Annotated in this window: 13 protein-coding genes; 7 read left to right on the forward strand and 6 right to left on the reverse strand. The window is 66.1% G+C overall.

The window, feature by feature from the left end; genetic code table 11:
- The first annotated feature begins 1 nt into the window (after position 1).
- Together ACODRZ_RS17965 and ACODRZ_RS17970 are read left to right on the forward strand one after the other, a co-directional pair.
- Positions 2-373, forward strand: coding sequence for a tRNA-binding protein (locus ACODRZ_RS17965; protein WP_488972210.1), 372 nt, complete (start codon positions 2-4; stop codon positions 371-373).
- Positions 373-1152 (forward strand): thioesterase family protein, encoded by a 780-nt coding sequence (locus tag ACODRZ_RS17970; protein WP_488972211.1) that lies wholly within the window; start codon positions 373-375, stop codon positions 1150-1152. Before ACODRZ_RS17965 ends, ACODRZ_RS17970 begins: the two co-directional genes overlap by 1 nt.
- 4 nt (positions 1153-1156) lie before the next feature.
- Here ACODRZ_RS17970 and ACODRZ_RS17975 read toward each other — a convergent pair whose 3' ends face one another.
- The 4 genes from ACODRZ_RS17975 to ACODRZ_RS17990 all read right to left on the reverse strand — a co-directional run bounded on the left by ACODRZ_RS17975 (position 1157) and on the right by ACODRZ_RS17990 (position 4872).
- Positions 1157-1333, reverse strand: a complete 177-nt coding sequence (locus ACODRZ_RS17975; protein ID WP_488972212.1) for a hypothetical protein — start codon at positions 1331-1333, stop codon at positions 1157-1159.
- The gene (locus tag ACODRZ_RS17980) at positions 1333-2718 is read right to left on the reverse strand and encodes a peptide MFS transporter (RefSeq protein ID WP_488972213.1); all 1386 of its coding nucleotides are present in this window, start codon (positions 2716-2718) and stop codon (positions 1333-1335) included. The genes ACODRZ_RS17975 and ACODRZ_RS17980 overlap by 1 nt, the downstream gene beginning before the upstream one ends.
- A 472-nt stretch (positions 2719-3190) precedes the next feature.
- Positions 3191-4297, reverse strand: a complete 1107-nt coding sequence (gene aroB / locus ACODRZ_RS17985) for a 3-dehydroquinate synthase (protein ID WP_488972214.1) — start codon at positions 4295-4297, stop codon at positions 3191-3193.
- Positions 4288-4872 (reverse strand): shikimate kinase, encoded by a 585-nt coding sequence (locus ACODRZ_RS17990; RefSeq protein WP_488972215.1) that lies wholly within the window; start codon positions 4870-4872, stop codon positions 4288-4290. The genes aroB and ACODRZ_RS17990 overlap by 10 nt, the downstream gene beginning before the upstream one ends.
- Positions 4873-4929: 57 nt before the next feature.
- On the opposite strand from ACODRZ_RS17990, the gene ACODRZ_RS17995 reads away from it, so the two are divergent.
- The 4 genes from ACODRZ_RS17995 (at position 4930) to ACODRZ_RS18010 (ending at position 9457) form a co-directional block, all read left to right on the forward strand.
- Complete coding sequence (locus tag ACODRZ_RS17995; RefSeq protein ID WP_488972216.1) at positions 4930-5088, forward strand: hypothetical protein; 159 nt, start codon at positions 4930-4932, stop codon at positions 5086-5088.
- On the forward strand, positions 5085-6977 hold the full coding sequence (locus ACODRZ_RS18000) for a hypothetical protein (protein ID WP_488972217.1): 1893 nt from the start codon (positions 5085-5087) through the stop codon (positions 6975-6977). The genes ACODRZ_RS17995 and ACODRZ_RS18000 overlap by 4 nt, the downstream gene beginning before the upstream one ends.
- Before the next feature lie 5 nt (positions 6978-6982).
- A complete protein-coding gene (locus ACODRZ_RS18005; protein ID WP_488972218.1) occupies positions 6983-7873 on the forward strand; it encodes a tyrosine recombinase in 891 nt (296 codons plus the stop codon).
- 90 nt (positions 7874-7963) lie between these two features.
- Positions 7964-9457 carry a M48 family metalloprotease gene (locus ACODRZ_RS18010; protein ID WP_488972219.1) on the forward strand — a complete coding sequence of 498 codons (1494 nt, stop codon included), beginning with the start codon at positions 7964-7966 and terminating at the stop codon, positions 9455-9457.
- A gap of 105 nt (positions 9458-9562) precedes the next feature.
- Here ACODRZ_RS18010 and ACODRZ_RS18015 read toward each other — a convergent pair whose 3' ends face one another.
- Positions 9563-9736, reverse strand: coding sequence for a Flp family type IVb pilin (locus tag ACODRZ_RS18015; protein WP_232493864.1), 174 nt, complete (start codon positions 9734-9736; stop codon positions 9563-9565).
- A 122-nt stretch (positions 9737-9858) separates the two neighbouring features.
- Positions 9859-10047: a Flp family type IVb pilin gene (locus ACODRZ_RS18020; protein WP_488972220.1), complete on the reverse strand. Its 189-nt coding sequence runs from the start codon at positions 10045-10047 to the stop codon at positions 9859-9861.
- Between the two features lie 142 nt (positions 10048-10189).
- On the opposite strand from ACODRZ_RS18020, the gene ACODRZ_RS18025 reads away from it, so the two are divergent.
- Positions 10190-10594 (forward strand): (deoxy)nucleoside triphosphate pyrophosphohydrolase, encoded by a 405-nt coding sequence (locus tag ACODRZ_RS18025; RefSeq protein WP_488972223.1) that lies wholly within the window; start codon positions 10190-10192, stop codon positions 10592-10594.
- Positions 10595-10691: the final 97 nt, after the last annotated feature.

Here is a 10691-nt window from a genome sequence, read left to right on the forward strand (position 1 = left end):
CATGCATCTCGACCACGACCCCGCCGCGCCTGCCGGCGACACGATAGGCTTCGACGACTTCCTCAAGGTGGACATCCGCATCGGCACGATTGTCGGCGCGGAAGTCTACGAGGGGGCACGAAAGCCCAGCTACAGGCTGCGGATCGATTTCGGTCCCGGCATCGGCGAGAAGAAGAGCGTCGGCCAGGTGGCCGCGCTCTATTCTCCCGAGGAACTGGTTGGGCGGCAGGTGGCGGCCGTGGTCAACTTTCCCGTCCGCCAGATCGGCAAGGCGCTGTCCGAAGTGTTGACGCTGGGCTTCGCGGACGAGGAAGGGCGGGTGACGCTGTTTTCCCCCGACAGGCGCGTACCTGACGGGTCACGGTTGTTCTGATGGCCGGATTAGGCGCCATGCTAGCCGGGGCGGAGCCGCTGGAGGGTGGTTTCGCGCTCGAGATTACCGAGGACTGGCTGCAAGGGCGCACGGCTTACGGCGGGCTGACTTCCGCAATTGCACTGGCCGTGGCGAAGGGTGTGTCCAACGACATGCCGCCGCTGCGTTCGAGCCAGATGTCGATGGTCGGGCCGCTCGCCGGACGTATTGAGGCGAGGGCCAAAGTGCTGCGGCAGGGGCGCAACGCAACCTGGGTTGCCACCGAGTTGACCGGCGAGGCCGGGGTGGGGTTCACGGCCGCTTTCGTCTTCATGCGCCAGATCGAGAGTGTGCTGTCGATCGACCACTATGCGCTACCGGATGGTGTCATTCCTGTCGACGAAGCGAAGCCGGTGCCGATGGATCATGCCCCGGCTTTCCTGCGCAATCACTTCGAGGCGCGCTTCGCCATGCCGAAGGAGGCGCTGGGGGAGGCTGACCTCGCCTGGTGGGTGCGGCCGCGCGAGCGTGGAGGGCTCGATCCGGAGGTCGAGTGCCTCTTGTGCGGTGACGTGCTGCCGGTGGCGGTCTGGCCGCTGCTTGGTTTCAAGGTGCCGATCTCGTCGATGCAGTGGCACGTGAACATGCTGGACGCGAAGCTTTCGGCGGATGGCTGGTGGATGATCCGTTCGACCAGTCGCCATGCCGCGCACGGAGGGGCGAGCGAGCATATCATGCAATGGAATGCGGACGGTGTTCCGGCGATCTCGGGAATGCAGTCGGTGGCCGTCTTCGGTTAAGCCGTCAGCGGCCGCGTATACCCTTGATGAAGGCATAGCTGCCGCCGGCGAAAACTGCGAGGGCGACCGCAAAGCCGATTCCCGCACCCCATTTCGCGCCCTGCGGCCCCCAGAGGAATCCGCCTGCCGCCAGCCCGAGCAGCGGCAGGACGATCAGCAGCAGGCAGCCTATGACGGGCATCAGTGCGCAGTGCCCATCAGCCTTTTCGCGAAGAACAGTTTGAAGATGGCGAAGCCTATGGTCGCCACCACGGCAGAGGCAACGTGGAGCAGCCAGAATTGCTTCGTCGGCATGGTCTGGAACAAAGTCCCGATCTTGCCCACCGCCAGGTTGGCGCCGAAGAACGAGAGGTAATAGATGCCTACGATCGAGGCATTCAGCGCCTTGGGGGCGAGGCGGGTGAACAGTGCGAGGCTGACCGGCAGCAGGTGGGCGAAGCCGATCGAGTTCACGAGATGGAACATGACCGGCCAGAACAGTCCGATCTTGCCCGTCCCCTGCGTTGCGGCCGCCATATATAGACAGGCTCCGCCGCCGACGATGAAGGCGCAGCCGATGATCATCTTGCCCAGTTCATCCGGTTCGCGGCCCATGCGCTTGCCGAGGAAGGCCCAGAATGCGGCGACGGTCACCAGCATGGAGAAGCTGAGCGTCGCGTCGATGGTGATCATCCAACTCGTCGGCAGGGTTTCGCCCATGAAAGTCAGCTGAAACTGCTGGTCCGCCCATACGAGATAAGCGTTGAATATCTGCTGGTTAGTAAGGAGCGAGATGCCCATGATCGGGACCAGAACAAGTACGGCGAGCAGGCGCGGGCCGTCGCCCTTCTCGAACTTCGCGCGCGGCTGCGCGGACTTCTTCGGCTTGTCGCCCGCCGGGAGCCAGGGCTTGGCGTAGAGGTAGAGCAGCAGACCGAGGACCATGACCACGCCGGCGCAGCCGAAGCCCCAGTGCCAGCCGATCTTCTCGCCCAGCGTGCCGGATACCAGCGGCGCGGCGATCACCGATACGTTGATAAATATATAGAAAATCTGGAATGCCATGGCGCGGCGGATGTCATCGGGCTTGTAGAGTTCGCCGACCTGGCTGGCGATGTTGCCTTTGAACAGGCCGACGCCGATGACGAGCGAGATCAGGGCCAGCAGGAACGCGCCCTCGAATGCCATGAGAAAATGGCCCAATGCCATGATCACACCGCCCGCGATCAGGGCGGCGCGGCGGCCCAGCAGAAGGTCGGCTAGGATACCGCCGAGGATGGGGGTGAGATAGACTAAGGCTGTGTAAAGACCGAAGATTTCCGAGGCGAGGGGCTGGCCGAACAGGCCGGGAAACAGGTGGGTCGTCACCCAGTCGAGGCCGAGGACGTGCTCCTGCCGACCGGGGACTAGCAGATACTTGACCATGTAGAGCGTCAGCAGCGTCTGCATCGAATAGTAGGAGAACCGTTCGCAGGCTTCCACCAGCCCGAGATAGCCGAGGCCCTTGGGATGGCCGAGAAAGGCGCGGTCGTGGGGCGAGGCTTCTTCCGAGAAGTCGAGTTCGGGCGTCGCTTCGGGTGCGGTCATATCTGTCCCGTAATTATCTTGTGCGCAGGCGCAATCGCCAATCGTGGGCGAGCAATGTCATGAGGATGTAACGAGGTCAAACTGAATGCCGAATGGCCGAAAAGGCGGCAGGCTGACCGGCCTGCCGCCTTCCGCAACGCCCCGGGGGATTCTCAACGGGGCGTCTCGGCCCCCCGGCCAGCGTGACAGCGCCTACTTCGTTGAAAGAGCGCATAAATCTGTAATGCGCGAGGAGCCGTTGCGATCCGGTATTCGTCGCTCAAGTGGCACAAGGCGGCGCGGAAATCACGGATCCCAAATGGTGCACACAACGGCACATAACGGCACTCAACGGCACTCAACGGCACTCAACGGCACTCAAAGGCGCGACAAAGGCGTCACAGCGGCAAATAGCGAAACCAGAGCAATGACTTGGCATACCAATGACGCGCGAATAGGCGGCAGTGGTCAGGAGAGCGTCAGCACTCCGTCGTCAGCGAGCCAGTTCCTCGTCGAGGAAGGCGGCAACGTCCTCCAGTGAAACCTGCTTGTCGAGGTAGGTCTGGCCGATGCCCTTCATCAGCAGGAAGGGCAGGGTGCCCGCGTCCATCTTCTTGTCGTGGAGCATGTGGCCGACCAGCGCCGCACCGTCGCAGTCGAGGCCAAGTGCCCTGAGGCTGGCGGGCAGACCGATCTCGCCGATATGCTGCGCAACATGCTCGGCGCTCGCTTGCGGCATCAGCCCGCGCCTTGCCGAGTAGCGTGCCGCCAGCACCATGCCCAGCGCCACGCCCTCGCCGTGGAGCAGGCGGTCGCCGAAGCCGGTCTCGGCCTCCAGCGCGTGACCGAAGGTGTGGCCGAGGTTGAGCAGGGCACGGCGGCCGGTGGTCTCGAACTCGTCCTCGGCGACGATGCGCGCCTTGGCCGCGACCGAGTGCGCCACCGCATATTCGCGAAGTGCGCTGTCGCCCGCCAGCATCGCGGCGGCATTGCCGTCACACCAGGCGAAGAAGTCGGCATCGTCGATCAACCCGTACTTCACGACTTCGGCATAGCCCGCGCGCAAATCGCGCTCGGGCAGCGTTTCCAGCGCCGAGAGATCGGCCAGCACCAGCGAGGGCTGGTGGAAGGCGCCGACGAGGTTCTTGCCCGCAGGCGTGTTGATCGCGGTCTTGCCGCCGACGCTCGAATCGACCTGCGCGAGCAGCGTGGTGGGCACCTGGATGAAGTGGCAGCCGCGCTTCAGCACCGAGGCGCAGAAGCCGGTGAGGTCGCCGATCACCCCGCCGCCCAGCGCGATGATGTGATCGCCGCGCTCGACTTCGAGGGCGAGCAGCCAGTTCACCGTTGCGGCGAGTTCGTCCCAGGACTTCGTCGCCTCGCCGGGGGACAGGATGCGCCAGTGCGGCTCATGGCCGTTGTCGCGCAGGCTCTTCTCCACCACGTCGCCCCATGCTGCATGGACGTTGGCGTCGGTGACGATCGGCACGCCGCGCTTGCGCAGCTTGCCCCGGCAGTTGGGCGCGAGTTCGGCCAGCAGCCCGGCGCCGACGCGCACCTCGTAAGGGCGACCGGCGATGTCAACGGGGATCACAGCCATTGGGAAATTCCCTGAAGTACCTTGTTGATCGTCTGGACGTGCGGGCCTGCTCCGCTCATCACGTGAATAGGCGCCTGACAATAATGCTGCGCCCGTTCCTCGCGCAGGCGGCCAAGGATCTCGCGCGGGTTGCCGCCGCGCAGCAGCGGGCGGTTCTCCTTGCGCGCGGTGCGCTCGACCAGAGTATCCACTTCGCTGTCGAGCCAGATCGTGATCGCCTTGTCGAGGATCAGCGCGCGCGTCTCGGCATTGACGAAGGCGCCGCCGCCGGTGGCGATGACGATGCGGCGCCTGGCGGTCTCGCTCTCGGTGATGAGGCGGGAGATCACCCGGCGCTCGCCGTCGCGGAAGTAATCCTCGCCGTAAGCGTCGAAGATTTCCGGAATGGTCATCTGCGCGGAGCGCTCGATCTCGTCGTCGGCATCGACGAAAGGACAATCGAGCAGATGCGCAAGCCGCTTGCCGACGCTGGACTTGCCCACGCCCATCATGCCCACGAGCACGATGGGGCGGTCGATACGGCGGGCGAGCGCCGCAATCTCCTGCGCGGAAAACCGGGTTTGTTGAACGTCCATTGCCCGATCGCCTATAGTTGCGCTAGGTCGCAGCGCAAGCATGGTGAAGGAAGCCGAGTGAACATCGTAAAGCGCAGGCGCCGTATAGCGCCCGCCGTTGCCATTCTCCTGCCGATTGCCGTGGTCGGCCTTGGCATTGCCGCGTGGAATGACGCAGGCGTGCAGCCGGTGACGGAGCAGACCGTGTCGATCCCGCTGCCGGAGCTTTCCAAATGAGAGCGGTGCACCTGCTCGCGGGAGGCGCGCTGGCGCTGACTTCGGTGTGGGCGGTGGCGCAGGACAGCCCCGAATCGCTGCTGCCCAAGATGTTCGACGAGCCCGCACCCGCGCGCACGGCCACGCCGCGTCCGCAGGCGCCGCGCACCCAGGCACCTAAGCCGCAAACTTCCTCCGCGCCGAGTGCTGCGGCGTCGAGCGCTCCGCGTCCCGCCGCGACATCGACCCCGGTGGTGCAGGCGATCCCGACCGGTACGCCGGGCGCGACGCCCACGGTGATCGCGCAGGATGACGGCACCTTGCGCCGTATCCCGAGCCTCGAGGAACTCGAGAAAATGTCGCCCGAGGATTTCGAGGCGTTGCTCGGGGCCAAGGTGGTGATCGACATGCCGCCCGCCGCGCGGCGGGCGGCCGACGAGGCGGGGATGCTCGGCGCCGACGAAGGCGGCCTGCCGCTGGCCTCGCTCGCCGGGCAGAACGGCAGCCTGATCCGCGTCGCGCTCGAAGGCAACCGGGGACAGCTGGTCTCGCGCTGGGGCCATATCCTGCTGCGCCGCGCGCTGGCCTCGCGCCTCAATCCGCCGAGCGGGATGAGTGCGGCCGATTTCATGGCGATGCGCGTCGGGCTGCTGCTGCGCATGGGCGAGACCGATGCGGCGCGCGTGGTGCTGCAGGATCTCGACATCGCCGATTACACCCCGGCTTTCGGGCAGGTGGCTTTCGACGTCTATGCCCGCAATGCCGACTTTACCGGCATGTGCCCGGTGATGGCGACGCAGGGTTCGCTGCGCGACGATGCCGCGTGGAATACCTCGCGCACCATCTGCGAGGCGTTTCGCGGCAACAGCACGGCGGCGATCTCGAAGCTGGAGCGCGACCGGGTGCGCGGCAGGATGGACCAGATCGACCTGCTCCTCGCGCAGAAGTACGCAGGCGCCGCAGGCAAGGCGCGGCGCGCGGTGACGATCGAGTGGGACAAGGTCACGACGATGACGCCGTGGCGCTACGGCCTTGCCATCGGGACCGGGCTGGAGCCGCCCGCCGCGCTGATGGCGACGGCGGGGCCGTCCTACGATTACGCGACGGCGCTGGCGCCGATGGTCAGCCTTGGTCGCCGGGCGGCGGCGGCGGACCGGGCGGCTGCTGCGGGCGTGCTGTCCAATGCGGCGATGGTGGACCTCTATTCGCAGATCTTCGCCGATCCCGACGTTACCGGCGAGTGGCAGGACCGGGCGGAATCGCTGCGGGATGCCTATACGCTGGAGGACCCGGCGGCGCGTCTGGCGGCGATGCAGGCGCTGTGGAACGTGACCGGATCGGCGCTCTATGCGCGGCAAGTGCTGACGGCGGCGGCGGCCGCGCGCATGGCGCCAAGCGCTCAGCTGGCCGACAGCGCGCCTTTGCTGATCGCCTCGATGCTGGCGGCGGGCTACGATGCCAACGCGCTGCGCTGGTCGAGCGTGGTCGAGGCCGGTTCGCGGGCATGGGGCATGCTGATCCTTGCGGCGCCGGGGCGCGTGGCGACGGTCGGCAGTTCTACGCTCAACAGTTATGTCGATGAGGACGACAGCACGCAGAAGCGCCGCTCGGCCTTCCTTGCCGCCGGTCTTGCCGGGCTGGAGCGCGTCGATCGCGCCGATGCCGAGCGGGTCACCCGCGATGCCGGGATGGACATGGGCGGCAGCACCCGCTGGACGCAGGCGATCGACCATGCCGCCGGTCGCGGTGACGAGGCCAGCGTGGCGCTGCTCGCGGCCTTCGGCATGCAGGGCGACAACTGGCAGCGAATGACGCCGCGCCACCTCTATCACATCGTCTCCTCGCTGCGGTCGGTGGGGCTCGACGCCGAAGCGCGGATGATCGCCGCCGAGGCGGTCGCGCGGGTCTGAATGTCATGACTGCGGCCGGAGGCGACCTCGGCGAGCGGTTCCTGGCGATGCTGGCGGCGGAGCGCGGCGCTGCGGCCAATACGCTCGCTGCCTATCGCCGCGATCTCGAAGCTGCGCGTGAGGTGCTGGGCGATGTCGCCAATGCCACGCCCGAGGCGCTTGAGGGACTGGGCGGTGCGTGGAGCGGGCTGGCGGCGTCCAGCCTCGCGCGGCGGTGCTCGGCGCTGCGGCAGTTCTACGGTTTCCTGATCGACGAGGGGCTGCGCGAGGACGATCCTTCCGGCGCGCTGCCGAAGGGGCGCGTGCGTCGCCCGCTGCCGCGCCTGCTCAGCCATGACGAGGTCGAGCGGTTTCTCGCGCAGGCGGACGAGGAGGCGGTGTCCGAGCGTTCCGACGCGGTGCGGCTGCTGGCGCTGCTCGAACTGCTTTATGGGTCGGGCCTGCGCGCGACCGAGTTGGTCTCGCTCCCCGTCACGGCGGTGCCTAGGGATGCGCCGTTCCTCCACATCATCGGCAAGGGCGGGCAGCAGCGCATGGTGCCGGTCAGCACGCGCGCCCGGGCGGTGCTCTCGCGCTGGCTGGCGTTGCGCAAAGGTACCTCGCGCTTCCTCTTCCCGTCGAGCGGGGCGAGCGGGCACCTGACGCGGGTGCGGCTGTTCCAGTTGTTGCGCGCGCTGGCGGGCAGGGCGGGGCTCGATCCGGAGCGCGTCTCGCCGCACGTGCTGCGCCATGCCTTCGCGACTCACCTGCTGGAAGGCGGCGCGGACTTGCGCGTGCTGCAGATGCTGCTCGGCCATGCCGACATCGCGACGACGCAGATCTACACGCATGTGGACAGCGCGCGGCTGGTCGAACTGGTGAACTCGCGCCACCCGCTCGCGAAGGGGCAGATGTAGGGCGCAAGGGAACAAGCCCGCCGTGCGACTCGTTGCGGGCGTGGGAAAAAGCGCGGGTGGCGGCCCGCAGCATGGAAGGAAGGGAGCGACATGGTATCGAACGTGAAGCGTGTGGTTCGGGGCGGCGCGGTCGTTTCGGCGCTGGGGCTGCTGGTGGTCTCGGCCGGACCGGCGCGGCTGGAGGCGCAGTCATCGAAAGCGCCGCGCGTCTATGCGATTTCCGCTGCCGACAAGTCGCAAGGGGCCAAGGCCCATCCCGAACTGCTGGCCGAATTCGGCGGCGGGCTGACCGGGCCGCAGGCCAGCTACGTCGAGCAGGTCGGCAAGCGAATCGCGGTGCAGTCGGGCCTGTCGAACGCGACCGGGGACTTCACTGTCACCCTGCTCAATTCCCCGGTGAACAACGCTTTCGCGATTCCCGGCGGTTATATCTACGTGACCCGCCAGTTGACCGCGCTGATGAACAACGAGGCGGAGATGGCGGGCGTGCTCGGCCACGAGGTCGGCCACGTTGCCGCGCGGCATTCGGCGCAGCGGCAGAAGGCGGCGCAGCGCAACCAGATTCTCGGCGTGCTGGGATCGGTGCTGGCCGGCGCAGTGCTGGGCGACAATGCTTTCGGCCAGTTCGGGCAGAAGCTGTTTTCGCAAGGTTCGCAGCTGCTTACGTTGAAGTTCTCCCGCTCGCAGGAGCTGCAGGCAGACCAGCTGGGCATCACCTACCTCAAGCGTGCGGGCTACGATCCGCGCGCCATGTCGAGCGTGCTGGAAAGCCTGGCGCGGCAGAACGCGCTGGAGGCGCAGCTGCGCGGGAGCACGAATCAGACGCCGGAATGGGCCTCGACTCACCCCGATCCCGCTTCGCGCGTGCGCTCCGCGCTGACTTATGCGGGGCAGGGCAGCAGCGGCGCCACGAATCGCGACACTTTCCTCACGCGAATCGACGGGCTGGTCTACGGCGACGACCCCAAGCAGGGCGTCGTGGACGGTCGGAAATTCACGCATCCGACGCTGCGATTCGCCTTCGAGGCGCCCGACGGCTTCTTCATGGTCAACGGAACGCAGGCGGTGACGATCAGCGGATCGTCCGGGAAGGCGCAATTTTCCGGCGGCAAGCTGAACGGCAACCTCGATTCGTATATCACGGGCGTCTTTGCCGGTCTGACCGAATCGAATCAGGCGCGAATCACCCCCTCCAGCATCGAGAAGACGACGGTGAACGGCATCCCCGCCGCGTACGGAGTCGCGCGGGTGCAGCAGCAGAGCGGGTCGGTGGACGTCGTCGTCTTCGCCTACGACTTCGGAAACGGGCAGGCTTATCATTTCGTGACGCTGGCGCAGGCGGGCGGGGCGGAAGTATTCACGCCGATGTTCCGCTCGATCCGGCGCATCTCGGCGGCCGATGCGGGCAGTGTGAAGCCGCGATTGCTGCGCGTCGTGACTGTAAGGCAGGGCGACACCGTGCGCTCGCTGGCGGCGAAGATGGCCTATACCGACGCGGCGGTGGACCGCTTCTTGGTGCTCAATGGGCTGGATGCGAATTCGACGCTGACGCCGGGGCAGAAGGTCAAGGTCGTAACCTACTGATATTGCTGCCTTGTGGTCTCTGCGGACCATAACGCGAAAGGGGCGGCAGGTTTTCCTGCCGCCCCCGAAACTTTAATCCGTAAGTACAGATCAAGTATTCAGCTATTAGCCAACGCCCTTCGACATAGCCGACGAGGTCTTCGAGAAGGTCGAAACGAGCTGCGAGCCCATGCCCTGCATGGCGGCGATGGCGGCAACTGCGATGAGAGCGGCGATCAGGCCGTATTCGATGGCGGTCGCGCCCTTTTCATTGCGGCGCAGCTTGGCGAGAAACTTCATGGTGGTCTCCTGATAAAGCAGTCTTAGTGTACCCGGTCCGCCTCGCTTCAGTCTCTCTTCTGCGCCTTGGACAATCTCTTTTTAGCCTGCAATCGTTGATAAACGCTTAAGGCTGTTTCACCCTAGTTTTTGGACATCGCGGCGGACGACTTGGCGGCTACGTTATTCCACATAGCCACGGTCTGCCCGGCGACGGCCTGCAGGGTGGCGAACATGGCCAGCACGATGAATGCGAGGATCATCGCGTATTCGACCGTGGAGGCGCCCTCCCGGTTCTCGATGATCGTCTTGAGAAAGCGATGAAGGCGCATGGTCACCGTGCTAGTTCGCGCGAGGGACGTCTGATCCCACGGCAGCGTTAATTAGGCATTAAGGCAGGAGGCCAAGCTGGAAAGTACACCGACACCCCTATTCGTGGTCGCAGGCGCGCTCGTGCGTTCCGGCACCGTGCTTATGCAGCAGCGCGATTTCACCGGGGTGCATGGCGGGCTATGGGAATTCCCCGGAGGCAAGGTGGAGCCGGGCGAAAGCCCCGAGGCGGCGCTCGTGCGCGAACTGGAAGAGGAGCTGGGCGTCACCATCGCGCCGGGCGATCTGGAGGCGGTGAGTTTCGCCAGCGGGCGTACCGCTTCGGTCGGGGAGGGCGGCAAGGGGCCGTCGCGCCCGCTCGTCATTCTCCTCTACATGTGCACCCACTGGCAGGGCGAGCCGCGCGCCGTCGAGGCCGCCGACGTGGCCTGGGTCGCGCCCGGCGCGATCGCGGGGCTGAGGATGCCGCCGCTCGATTACCCGCTGGCCGAGGCGCTCGAACGGCATCTGTGGGCTGTGGAAAACAATATTCAAAAAAGCGGAACATAGGCGTTGACCGATCCCGATTCCCCCCCTAGAGGCAGCCCTCCAAGGCGCCCGTAGCTCAGCTGGATAGAGCATCAGACTACGAATCTGAGGGTCGGAC

The organism is Novosphingobium sp. FG90 (assembly GCF_057808725.1).